Annotated in this window: 12 protein-coding genes; 8 read left to right on the top strand and 4 right to left on the bottom strand. The window is 62.8% G+C overall.

What is annotated here, in order from left to right; all coding sequences use genetic code 11:
- The first annotated feature begins 48 nt into the window (after positions 1 to 48).
- The 5 genes from NKJ55_RS20225 (at position 49) to NKJ55_RS20205 (ending at position 7,705) form a co-directional block, all read left to right on the top strand.
- On the top strand, positions 49 to 378 hold the full coding sequence (locus NKJ55_RS20225; RefSeq protein WP_352451398.1) for a zinc ribbon domain-containing protein: 330 nt from the start codon (positions 49 to 51) through the stop codon (positions 376 to 378).
- A gap of 114 nt (positions 379 to 492) precedes the next feature.
- Positions 493 to 3,276 (top strand): valine--tRNA ligase, encoded by a 2,784-nt coding sequence (locus NKJ55_RS20220; RefSeq protein ID WP_352451397.1) that lies wholly within the window; start codon positions 493 to 495, stop codon positions 3,274 to 3,276.
- 381 nt (positions 3,277 to 3,657) lie between these two features.
- Positions 3,658 to 4,878, top strand: coding sequence for an OmpP1/FadL family transporter (locus NKJ55_RS20215; protein ID WP_352451396.1), 1,221 nt, complete (start codon positions 3,658 to 3,660; stop codon positions 4,876 to 4,878).
- 279 nt (positions 4,879 to 5,157) lie between these two features.
- Positions 5,158 to 6,882 (top strand): dihydroxy-acid dehydratase, encoded by a 1,725-nt coding sequence (gene ilvD, locus NKJ55_RS20210; protein ID WP_352451395.1) that lies wholly within the window; start codon positions 5,158 to 5,160, stop codon positions 6,880 to 6,882.
- Positions 6,869 to 7,705, top strand: a complete 837-nt coding sequence (locus NKJ55_RS20205) for a tetratricopeptide repeat protein (RefSeq protein WP_023678939.1) — start codon at positions 6,869 to 6,871, stop codon at positions 7,703 to 7,705. The genes ilvD and NKJ55_RS20205 overlap by 14 nt, the downstream gene beginning before the upstream one ends.
- Before the next feature lie 24 nt (positions 7,706 to 7,729).
- Here NKJ55_RS20205 and NKJ55_RS20200 read toward each other — a convergent pair whose 3' ends face one another.
- From NKJ55_RS20200 to erpA, 4 genes are all read right to left on the bottom strand, one after another.
- Positions 7,730 to 8,047: a hypothetical protein gene (locus NKJ55_RS20200; protein WP_023678938.1), complete on the bottom strand. Its 318-nt coding sequence runs from the start codon at positions 8,045 to 8,047 to the stop codon at positions 7,730 to 7,732.
- Between the two features lie 77 nt (positions 8,048 to 8,124).
- Positions 8,125 to 8,919 (bottom strand): exodeoxyribonuclease III, encoded by a 795-nt coding sequence (gene xth / locus NKJ55_RS20195; RefSeq protein ID WP_023678937.1) that lies wholly within the window; start codon positions 8,917 to 8,919, stop codon positions 8,125 to 8,127.
- A gap of 30 nt (positions 8,920 to 8,949) precedes the next feature.
- Positions 8,950 to 9,339, bottom strand: a complete 390-nt coding sequence (locus tag NKJ55_RS20190; RefSeq protein ID WP_352451394.1) for a VOC family protein — start codon at positions 9,337 to 9,339, stop codon at positions 8,950 to 8,952.
- Positions 9,340 to 9,341: 2 nt separating this feature from the next.
- Positions 9,342 to 9,689, bottom strand: coding sequence for an iron-sulfur cluster insertion protein ErpA (gene erpA / locus NKJ55_RS20185; RefSeq protein WP_031212336.1), 348 nt, complete (start codon positions 9,687 to 9,689; stop codon positions 9,342 to 9,344).
- Between the two features lie 73 nt (positions 9,690 to 9,762).
- Here erpA and NKJ55_RS20180 point away from each other — a divergent pair, with 73 nt between their 5' ends.
- From NKJ55_RS20180 to NKJ55_RS20170, 3 genes are all read left to right on the top strand, one after another.
- Positions 9,763 to 10,977 carry a deoxyguanosinetriphosphate triphosphohydrolase gene (locus tag NKJ55_RS20180; protein WP_352451393.1) on the top strand — a complete coding sequence of 405 codons (1,215 nt, stop codon included), beginning with the start codon at positions 9,763 to 9,765 and terminating at the stop codon, positions 10,975 to 10,977.
- Positions 10,978 to 11,038: 61 nt separating this feature from the next.
- A complete protein-coding gene (gene argS / locus NKJ55_RS20175) occupies positions 11,039 to 12,796 on the top strand; it encodes an arginine--tRNA ligase (RefSeq protein WP_352451392.1) in 1,758 nt (585 codons plus the stop codon).
- Between the two features lie 103 nt (positions 12,797 to 12,899).
- Positions 12,900 to 16,652 (top strand): SPOR domain-containing protein, encoded by a 3,753-nt coding sequence (locus NKJ55_RS20170; protein WP_352451391.1) that lies wholly within the window; start codon positions 12,900 to 12,902, stop codon positions 16,650 to 16,652.
- The last annotated feature ends 24 nt before the right edge of the window (positions 16,653 to 16,676 follow it).

Genomic DNA, 16,676 nt, shown 5'->3' with positions numbered 1-16,676 from the left:
TGCGCGCCACGCATTTCGCCGGAGCAGCCCGCCTGCTATCGTCGATCGATGAACCGCAAACAGACCTACAGCTATCGATTGCGATCTTGGGTGCCCATGCTTACCGACGAGGAGTATCGAGAGATCGTCGGAGACCCTGCGGCGCTTTACTTTCAAACCAAGAGATTCATTTCCAAGAATGGCTTCTGGAAGGAAATGAAACATCCGGCTGCCGATCGCTATCGCGAACGCACCGGGGTCACGCTTGGCCACACGTACTGGCTTCTGCACGTCCGCCGTTCCGACTATGGCCCCGATTGCCCGGCCTGCGGAAAACCATACCGCACGCCAAGGGCGAAATTCTGTGCCGAATGCGGGCATGGGCTTGCCGCCAAGTAAAGAACTCATCAGGGCAGCTAGGTGGAACAAACCCGCCGCCCTTGCGGTTGACTTGGCAACAACCTTCCGATTTACACCGGACCACAAATTCCGGACAGCGCGGACCGTTTTCCCATGCTCGAAAAGACCTACGACGCCAAAGCCGTCGAGCCGAAGATTGCCAGGATCTGGGAAGAGGCCGACGCCTTTCGGGCCGGTGCCGGGGCCGAGGAGGGGGCTGAAGCCTTCACCATCGTCATCCCGCCGCCGAATGTCACCGGCTCGCTGCATATGGGTCATGCGCTCAACAACACGCTGCAGGACATTCTGGTGCGCTTCGAGCGCATGCGCGGCAAGAACGTGCTGTGGCAGCCGGGGATGGACCATGCCGGCATCGCCACGCAGATGGTGGTCGAGCGCCAGCTGATGCAAAATCAGATCCACCGCCGCGACCTGACGCGCGATGAGTTCATCGACAAGGTGTGGGAATGGAAGGCAGAATCCGGCGGCGCCATCCTCAACCAGCTGAAGCGGCTCGGGGCCTCGGCCGACTGGAGCCGGGAGCGCTTCACCATGGACGAGGGCCTGTCCAAGGCCGTGCTCGAAGTGTTCGTGACGCTCTACAAGGAAGGGCTGATCTACAAGGACAAGCGCCTTGTGAACTGGGACCCAAAGCTGTTGACCGCCATCTCGGATCTCGAGGTCGAGCAGCAGGAAGTCAACGGCAACCTCTGGCACTTCCGCTATCCAGTCGAAGGCATGACCTTCGATCCGGAAAATCCGAAGACCTTCATCACCGTTGCGACGACCCGCCCGGAGACGATGCTGGGTGATACGGCTGTCGCCGTCCACCCCGACGACGAACGTTTCCGGCATCTCGTCGGCAAGAACCTCATCCTGCCGATCGTCGGCCGCAGGATTCCGGTGGTGGCGGACGAGTATTCCGATCCCGAAAAAGGCAGTGGTGCGGTCAAGATCACGCCGGCGCATGACTTCAACGACTTCGAGGTCGGCAAGCGCCACCGGCTGCCGGCGGTCAACATCCTCACCGTCAATGCGGCGGTGAGCCTCAAGGACAATGAGGACTTTCTCGCCGGACTGGAAGTGACGCCGGAGCGCCAGGCCGTATGGGACAGCCTCGACGGCCTCGACCGTTTCGACGCGCGCAAGAAGATCGTCGAGTTGATGCAGGCGGGCGGCTTTCTCGAAAAGGTCGAGCCGCATCGCCACACGGTGCCGCACGGCGACCGCGGCGGCGTGCCGATCGAGCCGTTTCTGACCGACCAGTGGTATGTCAATGCGGCGGAACTGGCCAAGCCTGCGATCGCCTCGGTGCGCGAGGGCCGTACCAATTTCGTGCCCAAAAACTGGGAAAAGACCTATTTCGACTGGATGGAAAACATCCAGCCCTGGTGCATTTCGCGCCAGCTCTGGTGGGGTCACCAGATCCCTGCCTGGTACGGGCCGGACGGGCATGTCTTTGTCGAAAAGACCGAGGAAGAGGCGCTCGGTGCCGCCGTCGAATATTATCTGGCGCTGGAAGGGCCGTGGAAGGCCTGGGTCGAGGACAAGCTTGAGAATTTCCAGCCTGGCGAGATCCTGACCCGCGACGAGGACGTGCTCGACACATGGTTCTCGTCGGCGCTGTGGCCGTTCTCGACGCTTGGCTGGCCGGACCAGACGCGGGAGCTGAAGACCTATTACCCGACCGACGTGCTGGTGACCGGTTTCGACATCATCTTCTTCTGGGTCGCCCGCATGATGATGATGGGCCTGCATTTCATGGATCAGGAGCCGTTTCATACCGTCTATGTCCATGCTCTGGTTCGCGACAAGAACGGGCAGAAGATGTCGAAGTCGAAAGGCAACGTCATCGATCCGCTCGAGCTCATCGACGAATACGGCGCCGATGCGCTGCGCTTCACCTTGACTGTGATGGCAGCGCAAGGGCGCGACGTTAAGCTCGATCCGGCCCGCATTGCCGGTTATCGCAATTTCGGCACCAAGCTGTGGAACGCGACGCGCTTCGCCGAGATGAACGAAGTGGCGCGCGACGACGATTTCTGGCTGCAGGACGCCAAGCTGGCGGTCAACCGCTGGATCTTGACGGAGCTGACGCGAGCCGCGCGGGACATAACGGACGGTATCACCTCATACCGTTTCAACGAGGCGGCGGGTGCCGCCTACCGGTTCGTCTGGAACCAGTTCTGCGACTGGTACCTGGAACTGCTGAAGCCGGTGTTCATGGGCACCGACGAGGCCGCCAAGGCCGAGAGCAGGGCATGCGTCGCCTTCGTACTCGACGAGATCTATAAGCTGCTGCATCCGATGATGCCGTTCATGACCGAGGAACTGTGGGCCGAAACCGCCGGCGAGGGCAGGCAACGGCAATCGCTGCTTTGTCATGCGGCATGGCCGTCGCCCGACTTCGAGGACGAGGCGGCCGCCGCCGACATCAACTGGCTGGTCGACCTTGTCTCCGGCATCCGCTCGGTGCGTTCGGAGATGAACGTGCCGCCGGCGGCTATCGCACCGCTCGTGGTGATCGGCGCCAACGACGCGACACACGAAAGGCTCGAGCGTCAGGGCTCGGCTATCAAGCGTCTGGCGCGGGTCGGCGACATCTCGCTCGCCGAGGCGCCACCGAGGGGATCCGCCCAGATCGTGGTCAACGAGGCGACGATCTGCCTGCCGCTCGGCAGCCTGATCGACCTTGCCGCCGAGGCAGCGCGCCTGCACAAGGAGCTTGCGAAGGTGACCGAGGAAATAGCGCGGCTCTACAAGAAGCTGTCCAACGAGAAATTCGTCGCCAACGCGCCGGAAGAGGTGGTGGAGGCCGAGCGTGAAAAACTCGCCGAATATCGCGAGGCGCAAGAGAAGCTTTCGGTGGCATTGGCGCGGGTGCGCGATGCCAGTTGATCGAACAGATTGGGCCTGTTGGCCGCAATAGATTCGCCGGTCACGAATCTGCCTTCCAGACAGGCCGCCTGCCACGAAAACGGGCATTCCGCAGCGTAAATCTTGAGGCAAACTGAATGTTTTTGCCCCATTGTTGCCGTAATGTAACAATGGCTGACTGGGCACGCAAAATGCCCTGTTTTGTAGTGATTTAGGGGTTTTTCCCGAGTTTTCTCGTCGATCTGTATTATGGCGGCCATTTTCCCACCTCGGTAAGAAGGCCGACACCTTGTCGGAAATGCGTTCAGCCAAGCTGTACATGTACGCACGGCGAATTCGTTGTTGCGCCGTTAACCTGAATTGGTTCTAGCTTGATGCAAGGATATTTCGGGGAGGAGATTCATGTGTTATTCGCGTCTGAAAGTGCTGCTGGGCGCGGGGGCTTTTTCGCTGGCTTTGGCTGGGACGGTGCAAGCCGGGGGCTTTGACCGGGGCGGCGTCAATATCGACCAGCTGTTCGACGCGGCGCCATATTCGTTCGACGCAGGCGTCACCTATGTTTCGCCACAGCGCAAACTCAAGAACGTGCAGCGTCTCGATGGCTCGGGTTTGTCGACATCGGCGGTGGACGTTGGTGGCGATTATGCGGTGCCGCATGTCGGCATCAAGGCCAACATCTTTGAGCCCGTAGACTGTCTTGCCACCTATACGAGACCGTATGGTGCGGACGCGAATTTCGGCATGAACAACGCCTATTCGCCGACAGCGGTCAAATACGCCGTCGACACAGACGATTTCGGTCTCACCTGCTCCTATAAGGTGAACGTCGGCAAGGGCGCCATACGATTCATCGGCGGTGTCTCCTACCAGCAGGTAGACGCGTTTCTTTCCCGTCAGACACTGCTCGCCTTCGGCAATACCGGCCTCGGCGTATTCAAGCTATCCGACGAGGCATGGGGTTGGCGTGCGGGCGCAGCCTATGAGATCCCCGAGATCGCTCTGCGCGCCAGCCTGATGTACTCTTCGAGCTACAAATATGACGGGCTGTCGGGAACCGTCGACACGACCGGCTTCAGGGGCGCCTTTCCAGCGGATCTGATTCCCGGCTCTACCGGCGTGTACCCAGTCTCGGCGTCGGCTGAGATACCTCAGGCTCTGGAATTCAAGCTGCAGAGCGGTATAGCTCCTGGCTGGCTGGCCTTTGGTTCCATCCGCTGGCAGGAGTGGAGCAAGCTTGGCGTCATTGCCATCAATGGCGTGCGCAGTCCGGTAACCGGTTTGCCCTCGCCCGTTTCATTCGACCTGCTTTATCGCGACGGCTGGACGGTCACGGGCGGTATCGGGCACAAGTTCACCGATCAATTGTCGGGCGTGGTTTCGCTGACCTGGGATCGCGGCACCTCGACGACCTCCGGCTATCAGTCGGATACCTGGGCCGTTGCCAGCGGCGTTTCCTATTCGCCGAACGACCAGATCGAGATCAGGCTCGGCGGCTCGATCGGTGTGCTGACGAGCGGGTCATCGACTTTCAGCGGTGTCGGCGACGTGGCAAATGCCGTTACCTATACCTACGGCAACGACCTGCTTCTCGCTGGTTCGGCTTCCGTCAAGATCAAGTTCTAACTATTAAATTTTAAACGACAAAACGGCCGGGCGTTGCCCGGCCGTTTTGTTCGGTGCGTCATCCGGCATTCGGCCAATGCAACAAATTGCCCCCATGATGTTCGCTCCGATAATTGTGACGTTTTGGCAACAGTTTCTGAACAACCCTCGCGTCGCCCGGCCGCCCGGGAACATTGCCTATTTCCCGCCATAAACCCGGCGCACCTCGAACCTGTCTCGGGACATGCGCCAAAAGGCTAGGCGAAGAGGCAGGCCGCACCGCCCGCGGCAAGGACGAGTATGGACGCCAGAGGGATCTCCAAGGCCAAGCTGCCGAGCCGCCACGTGACCGTTGGTCCCGAGCGGGCGCCGCATCGCTCCTACCTTTATGCTATGGGGCTGTCGGCGGCCGAGATCGCGCAGCCTCTGGTCGGTGTCGCCAGCTGCTGGAACGAGGCCGCGCCCTGCAACATCTCACTGATGCGCCAGGCGCAAGTGGTCAAGAAGGGCGTGGCGGCCGCCAACGGCACGCCACGCGAATTCTGCACCATCACCGTCACCGACGGCATCGCCATGGGTCATCAGGGCATGAAGTCGTCGCTGGTGTCGCGCGAGGTCATCGCCGACTCGGTCGAGCTCACAATGCGCGGCCATTGCTACGATGCGCTGGTTGGATTGGCCGGTTGCGACAAGTCGCTGCCTGGCATGATGATGGCCATGGTGCGCCTCAACGTACCGTCGATCTTCATCTATGGCGGCTCGATACTGCCCGGCAGCTACCGTGGCCGGCAGATCACCGTGCAGGACGTGTTCGAGGCGGTCGGCCAGCATTCGGTCGGCACGATCGGCGACGCCGAGCTGCTCGAGATCGAACAAGCCGCCTGTCCGTCGGCCGGCTCCTGCGGCGCCCAGTTCACCGCCAATACCATGGCCACCGTCGCTGAGGCGATCGGCCTGGCGCTGCCCTATTCCTGCGGCGCGCCGGCACCCTACGAGATGCGCGACCGCTTCAATTTCGCTTCCGGCGAAAAGATCATGGAGCTGATCGCAAGGAACATCCGCCCGCGCGACATCGTTACTATAGAAGCGTTGGAAAATGCCGCGACCGTGGTCTCAGCCACCGGCGGCTCGACCAACGCGGCGCTGCATCTGCCGGCGATCGCGCACGAGGCCGGGATAAAGTTCGATCTTTTCGACGTGGCCAAGATATTCGAGAAAACACCCTACATCGCCGACCTCAAGCCGGGCGGCAAATACGTCGCCAAGGACATGTTCGAGGCTGGCGGCATTCCGCTCTTGATGAAGACGCTGCTCGACCATGGCTATCTTCATCGCGATTGCCTGACGGTGACCGGCCGCACTTTGGCCGAAAATATGGAACATGTTTCCTGGAATGACAGCCAGGATGTGGTCCGTCCCGCCAACAGGCCGATTACCCAGACCGGCGGGGTCGTGGGCTTGAAGGGTAACCTTGCCCCCGAAGGCGCGATCGTGAAGGTCGCTGGTATGGCGGAGCTCAAATTCTCGGGTCCGGCACGCTGCTTCGATTCGGAAGAGGAATGTTTCGAGGCTGTTACGCATCGCAACTATAGCGAAGGCGAGGTTCTCGTCATCCGTTACGAGGGTCCGCGCGGCGGCCCGGGCATGCGCGAAATGCTGTCGACGACGGCGGCTCTCTACGGCCAGGGCATGGGCGGCAAGGTGGCGCTCATCACCGACGGGCGTTTTTCGGGCGCGACGCGCGGTTTCTGCATCGGCCATGTCGGGCCGGAAGCGGCTGTCGGCGGCCCGATCGGGCTGCTTAGGGATGGCGACTTGATCTCGATCGATGCGGTGAACGGCACGATCGAGGTTGCATTGTCCAAAGCCGAACTGGCAGCGAGGGCAAAAGCATGGAAGGCGCGCACGACCGACTATCAGTCGGGCGCGATCTGGAAATACGCACAGACGGTCGGATCTGCCCGCGACGGCGCAGTCACCCATCCCGGCGGTGCCAAAGAAACACACTGCTATGCGGACATCTGAGTTGTTGAGGTCGTCTGTCCTTTCGGCACTGGTTGCGCTCGCCACGTTTGGCGCGACCTTGGGCGCCGTCGGCCAGGCCATGGCCTTCGACGACAAGGTGTTCGACGACAAGACCGGCGTGAAGCCGCAGTCGAGCCCGTGGGCGGTGTTCCAGTTTGGCTTTTCCGCCTACAAGAACGGCCATAAGGAGCAGGCCGCGGAAGCCTATAAATATGCCGCCGAGAACGGCCAGATCGGCGCCACCTGGAAGCTTGCGCGCATGTATGCCGAAGGCGATGGCGTGGCGCGAGACGACTACGCGGCGTTCAAGTTCTTCAGCGAGATCGTCGACCAGGATGTCGAGCCCGGTTCGCCCGAGGAAAGCTATGTTTCGGACGCGCTGGTGGCGCTTGGCGACTATCTGAGGAAGGGCATTCCCGGCAGCCCCGTCGAGGAGAACGAGGTGGCGGCCCAGGAATATTACATGCGTGCCGCTGCCAACTACCGCAATCCGAACGCCCAGTTCGAGATGGGCCAGATGTTCCTCAAGGGTGAGGGCGGCGTCAAGGCCAGCGTCAAGCAGGCCGGACGCTGGTTCCAGCTGGCGGCCGAAAAGGGCCATGCGGGCGCGCAGGCGACGCTCGGCAACCTGCTCTTCCAAAGCGGCAAGATCGTGCGGGGGCTGGCGATGATGACCGCGGCGCTCGAACGGGCCTCACCCGCCGACCAGCCATGGATCCGCGGCATGCAGGAAGAAGCGTTTGCGGCCGCCGGCGAAGCCGACCGCCGCACCGCGATCTCGCTGGCCGACGACATCCTCACCAAGGGTGGCGGCGACCAATAGGTCGGCAGAATTTCCGTTTTTAGATCAATTGTCGGTCGGTTCCGCCGGCATGCCGCTGGGCGCCGGTGTTGAGATCGGCGTGCCCTGCAGATGTGGGGCCAGCGTGTTCTCCGGGCAGCCATCCCGCTGCTTTGTCCAGGACGTGTTGTTGAGCACCATCTCGCAACGGGCGAGGTAGCTTTGGCCGGCAAGCGTCAGGCAAGCGACCCGGCCGATCTGGAATGATTTGCCGTTAGCCAGGCACTCTGCATCGGCAAAGGCCGGCGTCGCCACCGCCATCGCAAGCGCGCAGCCGATCGGGCAAAGTGCAAATCGAGTAGTCATGGGAACCCCAGCCACCATGATGATTTCTCATCAAGCACGCGATTTGTGGCGATAAGAGGTCAACTTATCAATGTGCCGCCGGACAGCAGCTCCGGTCAGGCCGGCTGCAGCGCCAGATCGATCGCCACCGGCACGTGGTCGGAGGGCTTTTCCCAGGCGCGCACCTGCTTTTCGATCGAAGCCGAGGAAAACCAGTTGGCGGCTTCGGGCGACAGAAGCAAATGGTCGATGCGAATGCCGTTGTTCTTCTGCCAGGCGCCGGCCTGATAGTCCCAGAACGTAAAAATGTCCGGGGCGTCGGTGACGGCACGCACGGCTTCGGTGAAGCCGAGATTCTTCAGCCGCCGGAACGCCTGCCGCGTCGCGGGCTGGAACAGTGCATCGCTTAGCCAGTTTTCCGGATACTTCGCGTCGATCGGCTCGGGAATGACATTGTAGTCGCCGGCCAGGACCAACGGCTCTTCCAGAGCAAGCCGCTCCTCGGCCCAGCGCTCAAGTCGCGCCATCCAGGAAAGCTTGTAGGAGAACTTTTTCTCGTCGTCGATCGGGTTGCCGTTCGGCAGATAGATCGAGGCAACGCGCAAGGCGCCCTTGTCGGTCGAGAACACGCCCTCGATGAAACGCGCCTGCTCGTCGGCATCGTCGCCCGGCAAGCCGCGATTGACCTCGTCGAAACGCAGCTTCGACAGGATGGCGACGCCGTTGAAGCCTTTTTGGCCGTAAGTCTCGACATTGTAGCCGAGCGCCTCGATCTCGGCGCGGGGAAACTGCTCGTCGACCGTCTTGATCTCCTGCAGGCAGGCGATGTCGGGCGCGCTTTCCGTCAGCCAATGGGTCAAATTGCCGATGCGGGCGCGAACGCCGTTGATGTTCCAGGTGACGATTTTCATGGCGGCCTCGATAGGCTGGTGATCCGGAGACTAGCTATCCGGTGGATGACGTTCGACAAGGCCGATCGTATTGCCTGCCGGATCCTTTAGGAAGGCCATCCATTCGCTTTCCCCCGCCTGGCCGAACAGGCCTTCGGTGTCGCGATGGACGAGCGCCGGCGGCGCGGTGAAGGGAACACCGGCGGCCCTTGCCGAAGCGTGGAACTCGTCGAGGCCCGATATGTCGAGATAGACGGTGCCGGCGGGCAGGCCGTCGGTGAAAAGCAGGCGCACGTCACCGGCCATGATAAAGGCGATGCCCGGCGGATCGAAACGCGCATGCAGGTTCATGCCGAGCACCTCGCGCCAGAACGCCAGCGTCGCATCGAGGTCGCGCCCGGCGGAAAGCGCGACCTGACGGACCGCGCCGATGTCGGGCATTTCTAGATCGAGAAGCTGGTGCCGCAGCCGCAGGAGGCGACCGCATTGGGGTTTCTGATCTGGAACGACTGGCCCATCAGATCGTCGACGAAATCGATCACCGAGCCGCCCATATAGACCAGTGACAGGTCGTCGATCAGCACGGTGGCGCCGTCCTTTTCGATGGCGACGTCGTCGTCATTGCGCCTGTCGACCAGATCGAACTTGTAGGAGAAGCCGGAACAGCCGCCGCCCTCGACCGAAACGCGCACGGCCGTCTTGCCGGCTTCGCTCGCCACAATCTTGGCGATCCGCCTGGCGGCGGCGTCGGTCATCTCGACTTTCATGGCGGTCTTGGCATCAGCGCCCATGGGCGTCACCTTGCTTTCGGTTTCGTATGATAGGTATGAAGCGCGACGGGGCAAGTCAACTGCGGCATACGCTATGACCAACGAGTTGGGCGACATCGGATTCGGCTATCGGCCGCGCGCGGCCTATGCCAGCGAGCCGGCGAAGTCGCGCGGGCGGCTGTTCGACGAGGTGGAAAGCCTGACGCGCACGCCGTTTCAGCGCGACCGCGACCGCATCATCCATTCGACGGCGTTCCGCCGGCTGAAGCACAAGACGCAAGTGTTCGTCGCACACGAAGGCGACCATTACCGCACGAGGCTGACGCATTCGATCGAGGTCGCGCAAATCGCACGCGCTCTGGCGCGGGCGCTGCGCGGCGACGAGGACCTGGCCGAGGCGGTGGCCCTGGTGCACGACTTCGGCCACACGCCCTTTGGCCATACCGGCGAGGACGCGCTGAATGAAAAGATGGCCGCCTGGGGCGGCTTCGACCACAATGCGCAGTCACTGCGTGTGGTGACGCGGCTGGAGCGGCGCTATGCCGAGTTCGACGGGCTGAACCTCACCTGGGAAACGCTGGAGGGGCTGGTCAAGCACAATGGCCCGCTGACCGATGCCAAGGGGAAAGGGCTGAAGGGGCCGGTGCCGCAGGCTATCCGCGACTATTCCGAACTGCACGACCTCGAGCTCGATCGCTTCGCTGGTATCGAGGCGCAGTGTGCGGCGATTGCCGACGACATCGCCTACAACACCCACGACATCGATGACGGCTTGAGGGCAGGGCTGTTGAGGCTGGATATGCTGGAGGGCGTCTCGCTGCCGGGGTCGATCCTCAAGGGCGTGCGTCAGCGCTATCCGGCGCTCGATGACGTACGCACCGGCCACGAGCTGATGCGCCGGCAGATCACCATCATGGTCGAGGACGTGATCGTCTCGACGACAGCCAATCTGGCGCGCATCAAGCCCGGCAGCGCCGAAGCGGTAAGGGCGGCCGGCGAGCCGATGGTGAGCTTCTCCGCCGAGACGGCCGTATTGGAAAAGGAGCTGAAGGCCTTTCTCTACAAGCACCTCTACCGGCACGCGGAGGTCATGCGGGTGCGCGCCGATGCCGACCAGATCGTCAGGGACCTGTTCGACGTCTATTTCGCCGATCCGCGCGCCATGCCGGATGGCTGGCGCGAAGGGCTCGACCGGGCAGAGGACCGCGTCAAGGCGCGCAGTGTTGCCGATTTCCTGGCCGGCATGACGGACACTTATGCACTCAAGGAACACAGGCGTTTGTTTGACCATACGCCGGATTTGAGCTAGGGCGGGCGCGATTTTGCCGGCCAACGAGCCGGATCCCTGCAAAACCGTCAGAGCCACAGCAATGAACATCTTCGCCGATTTCAACGCGCGAATCATAAAGGCCGTCGAAGCGCTTGATTTGAAAGACAAGGATGGCGTGTCGCCGGACCTGTCGCGCATCGCCGTCGAGCCGCCGCGCGATGCCAGCCATGGCGATCTCGCGACCAACGCAGCCATGGTGTTGGCCAAGCCGACCGGCCAGAACCCGCGTGCGCTGGCCGAAAGGCTGGCCGAGGCGCTGCGCGCCGACGAGGATATCGCGGCCGCCGAGATCGCCGGCCCGGGCTTCGTCAATCTCAGGCTCAAGGACGGCTTCTGGCAGGCGCATCTGACGGCGCTGCTCGGCGAAGGCCGCAATTACGGCCGCTCGACTATCGGCGGCGGCAAGAAAACCAATGTCGAATATGTCTCGGCCAACCCGACCGGCCCGATGCATGTCGGCCATTGCCGGGGTGCTGTGGTCGGCGACGCGCTGGCCAATCTGATGGCCTTCGCCGGTTACGACGTGACCAAGGAATACGTCATCAACGATGCCGGTTCGCAGATCGACGTGCTCGGACGCTCAGTCATGCTGCGCTACCGCGAAGCGCTCGGCGATGAGATCGGCGACATTCCGGCCGGGCTTTATCCAGGCGACTATCTGATCCCCGTTGGTCAGGCGCTGGCCAGCGAATTCGGCCGCTCCCTGCTGCAGATGCCGGACGAGGAGGCGCTTGCCATCGTCAAGGACAGGACGATCGATGCGATGATGGCGATGATCCGTGAGGATCTGGCGCTGCTCAACGTGCATCACGACGTCTTCTTCTCCGAGCGGACGCTGCATGCGAACAACGCCCGCAAGATACGCTCGGCGATCAGCGACCTGACGCTGAAGGGCCACATCTACAAGGGCAAGCTGCCGCCGCCCAAGGGCGAGAAGCCGGACGACTGGGAGGACCGCGAGCAGACGCTGTTCCGTTCGACCGCGGTCGGCGATGACATGGACCGGGCGCTGGTCAAGTCGGACGGCACCTTCACCTATTTCGCCGCCGATGTCGCCTACCTCAAGGACAAGGTCGATCGCGGCTTCGTCGATCTGATCTATGTGCTTGGCGCCGATCATGGCGGCTACGTGAAGCGGCTGGAAGCGCTTGCCCGGGCGATTGCCGGCGACGAGGTCAAGCTTACCGTGCTGCTTTGCCAGCTGGTGAGGCTGTTTCGCGCCGGCGAGCCGGTACGTATGTCGAAGCGGTCGGGCGAGTTCGTGACCTTGCGCGAAGTGGTGGAGGAGGTCGGCCGCGACCCGATCCGCTTCATGATGCTCTACCGCAAGAACGACGCGCCGCTCGACTTCGACTTCGCCAAGGTAACCGAGCAGTCGAAGGACAATCCGGTGTTCTACGTGCAGTATGCCTCGGCGCGCTGCCATTCGGTATTCCGGCAGGCGAGCGAGCAATTGGGCGAGGCCATGTTCGACCGCAACCAGCTGGCCGCCGAAGTGGCTTTGCTGACCGATGAGGGGGAGATCGGCCTGATCAGGAAGCTCGCCGAATATCCTCGGCTGATCGAAGCCGCGGCGCTCGCGCTCGAGCCCCACCGGCTGGCATTTTACCTCTACGAACTCGCTTCCAGCTTCCACGGACACTGGAACCGGGGCACCGATAGTCCCGACTTACGTTTTGTTAAGGTTAACGACCGACAATTGACGCATGCCAGACTAGGGCTGGTGCAGGCTGTTTCGGACGTTTTGACGTCCGGCCTGACGCTGATCGGAGCCAATGCGCCCACCGAAATGCGTTAGGTTTGAGTAAAAAACCTGTCACCTTTTGCCCACATTGCGCTGGTAAGGGCCAACCCTACGCGACGTCCATGGCGTCCGAATGAGTGCGAGTTCGGGAACAATAATGGCAGACAGAACCCAGCTGAGAGCAGCCGACCACAACGACATCGCCAACGATGATCCGTTCGCGGAACTGACCAGGATCATGGGGTTCGACCCGCGCCAGCCGGTCAAACCGCAAACGCCGGCACAGCCGAAAACCGCTGCCGCCGAACCGTCGGTGGACGAGGGCGATTTCGAGATCGATCTCGAGAAGGAGTTGATGGGCGAATTCGGCGCCGACGCCAATGACAATGCTTCCCCTGCCAAGCTTCGCGAGCCGACACCCGAACCGGGCGCCGCCGACGAAATGGAGGACGCGCTTGCTGCCTCGTTCGAACAGGATTTCGCGTTCGAGGACAATGCGGCGGATGATGCTGCTCCTGTTGCGGCCGCTCCTGTTGCCGCCGACGAAATTGCCTCCGCCCCCGAAAGGGCGTTTGCTCCCGCTGTCGAGCCGGAGCTCGACGACGAGTTCGATAACGCCGTCGCCGGCTCGCTCGAAGACGTGTCGCCGTTCGAGGGCGACCTTTCGAGTGACGACGAACTTGCCGCCTCGCTCGACCAGGATTTTCGGCACGACGACGATGTGACGGCCAAGATCGCGGTGACCGGCGAGGATGAACCCAGGGCCGCAGCCGAGGCGATCGAGCCGGTCGACGAGCCCGCCTTCGACGATGAGTTCGACAACGCCGTGGCAAGTTCGCTCGAAGACGAGCTGATGCTCGAAGAGCATGAGCCGATGGAGCAGACCGTCGCCGTTGAAACCGCCGCGCAAGCGGCCGCGCCCGCCTTCGACGATGAGTTCGACAACGCCGTGGCAAGTTCGCTCGAAGACGAGCCGATGCTCGAAGAGCATGAGCCGATGGAGCAGACCGTCGCCGTTGAAACCGCCGCGCAAGCGGCCGCGCCTGCGTTCGATGACGAGTTCGACGATGCCGTGGCAAGTTCGCTCGAAGACGAGCTGATGTTCGACGAGCATGAGCCGGCGGAAAACGTCGCCGCCCCGGCATCGCCGGTTGAGGCGGTTTCGGCCGATGAGGATCTTGCCGGCCATTTCGATGATGCCATGGCCGATGTCGACATGGACTTCGACGTTCGCCCGAACGAGCCTGCCGAAATCGAAGAACCAGAATTTATCGAAGAGCAGTCGATCGAAGAGCCAGAGGCCGCCCGGCTTTCCGGCACGGCCGCTGAAGCGGCGTTCGACGACGATTTCGATCTGAGCTTCGACGATGCGCCTGCCGAGGAAGCCGAAGAGCCCGTGGCGCAGGTTGCGGCCGAACCAGCGGCGCCGGCCGCTGTCGTCCCGACGGCCCCAGTGGCTGAGGAACGCAGCCTGGAAGACGAACTGAACGCGCTGCTCGGTGCGATGAGCACACGGCCGGCACAAGTGGTCAACGAACCTCAGACAAGCCCGCAGACTGCCCAGAAGCCCGTGATGGCTGTTCAGCAGCCTATCGCGCCGGTAATTCAGAAGCCAGCAGTGGCCGCTGAACAGCCAATGGCGGCGGTCAAAGACGTCGCCAACGAGCCGGTGCATGCTGTCGACGAGCTGGATTGGGAACTCGACGAGCACGAGCCCGCTGAGCCGCAGCAGTCCAGTGCCGCCAATGACGCCGATCTTGGCAGTGTCCTCCTCGATGAGCTTGAAGGCGAGGATTTCGGTGTTGAAGTCGCTGCCGGCCCCGCGGATGATCTCGACAGCGATGCGCTCGATGCCGACTTCGCCAGGAATATCGGCCTGGATCATGACTCGGCCGACAAGAGTGCGGCAGCTGCTGCCGAAGAAGACCCGCTCGATGCGCTGAACTGGCTGACGACACGCGCCACACCGCCCGAGCCGGCCCGCTCGTGGAGCCGCGTGACACCGGTCGCACAGCCTCAGCCCGCTTTTGCAAGCCAGCCGGTAGCTTCAGCGCGTCCGGCACCACCGCCGCAGCCGGCCGCAACGCCGTCCTATCGGGCCGCACCGGTCGAAGAGAGGCCATCCTATGAAGATCGGCCCGCCTACACGGAAGCTGCACCAACCTCGCATCAACAGCCTTCCGCCTATGACGAGATGCCCGATGTCGAGACGGTCGACGTGCCCGAGCGCGTCGTGGCGCTGGCGGACGATCTCGACATTCCGGAGCTCAACTTCGACGATGACGAGCCGGTGGCGCCCGCCTACGACGATCTCGATGCCGATTTTGCCAGCCTTCTCACCGAAATGAATGCAACTGACATAGCGCCTGCCCCGGTGCGCAGTGCTGGCTATGACGATGAATACGATGCCGGCTTCGTGTCTGGCTATAAGCAAGATCGTAGCGAGACGCGCGCCTATGGCGCCAAGCCTGCGGAAGCCCCCGTCAGCGCGGCGGCTGCTTCCTATGCCGATGCAGCGGACGGTTTCGATCTGGGCCCATCGCCTGGCGGCCAGCCGGTTTCGCAAGCCGACGATTTCACCTTCGATGAGCTCGACTACGATCCCGAACTGGACGAGGAGATGTCGGTTCCGGGCCTTGCCGAACGCGGAGCCGAAAGGCAGCCGCGCAGGCGCGGGCTGCTGATAGGAGCGGTGGTCGGCGCCGTGGCGATCGCCGGCGGCCTTGGCGCCTTTGCGTTGACCCTCGGCGGCAAGGGCGGCGGCGATGCGCCGGTTATCGTCAAGGCCGACAACAGGCCGATCAAGATCAAGCCGGAAAATCCAGGCGGCACCGTAGTGCCGAACCAGGACAACAAGGTCTATGACGCTGTGGTCAAGGGCGCCAAGCCCGCCGAGCCGGTTCAGCAGAAGCTGGTCACCAACACCGAAGAGCCCGTGGACCTGAAGGCCAACGAACCGGAGAGCCGCGTCGTCGATCTTTCGCCCAATGACCCCGATGCCGCAGACGATATCGACGCGCCCGGCGCCGTGGCGTCCGACACCGACGGGTCTGGCACCAATGCGCCCGGCACTAACGCGCCTGACTCCAGCGCGCTTGGCGCCAGTGCGGCTGGCGCTACCGAAACCGCCGCCGCACCGGCGCCCAAGTCCGAGGATCGCATCGCGCAGGTTCTGCAGGAGGCCGAGAAGGGTGCAACCCCCGAGATCGTCGCCGTTGCGCCGCGCAAGGTACGGACCATGGTCGTGAAACCTGACGGCTCGCTGGTGGCGCGCGAGGATCCGGCGCCCGCCGCCCCGCAGATGGCTGCTGCCGAGCCGGCCGATCCGGCGCCGCAGCACGTGGCTCCGTCGGCCCAGGCCGACGCCGCGGCGCAGACCGGCACCGTGCCCCTGATCGACCAAATGACAAGTGATCCGAAGATTGGCAACCAGCCGAGTGGCGACCAGGCGAGCGGCGATCAGGCCGAAACCTCCAAGCTGCAGCCGGCGCCCAAGCCCGACACAAAGGCTGAAGCCAAGGCCCAGGCGTCAGCCAGCAAGCAGTCCGCCAGCACCCCGGCCACGGTTCCGGTGGCGCCGCAGCGTCCGTCCGACCAACCCGTCGATGTGGTTGGCGAGGTCAAGCCCGATCAGGTCGCTTCCATCGATCCGGCCGCGGCCAGGGCTGGTTCGTGGTCGATACAGATCGCTTCGCAGCCGACAGTCGAAAGCGCCCAGGCGACTTACCAGGATCTGCAGCGCCGCTATGGCAGCGTGCTTTCCGGCCGCACACCCAACATCGTCAAGGCCGAGATCGCCGGCAAGGGCACCTTCTACCGCGTCCGCGTTCCGGCGCAGTCTCGCAACGAGGCGATCAAACTGTGCACCAGCTACAAGGCTGCCGGCGGCAATTGCTTCGTGTCCCACTAGGCACCAAAACCTCTCGAAAAGCCG

The sequence above is a fragment of the Mesorhizobium sp. M0106 genome, from assembly GCF_040322715.1.
Taxonomy (GTDB): Bacteria; Pseudomonadota; Alphaproteobacteria; order Rhizobiales; family Rhizobiaceae; genus Mesorhizobium.
Note: the sequence above shows the minus strand (reverse complement) of the source record. Positions and strands in the feature narration are given on the sequence as shown.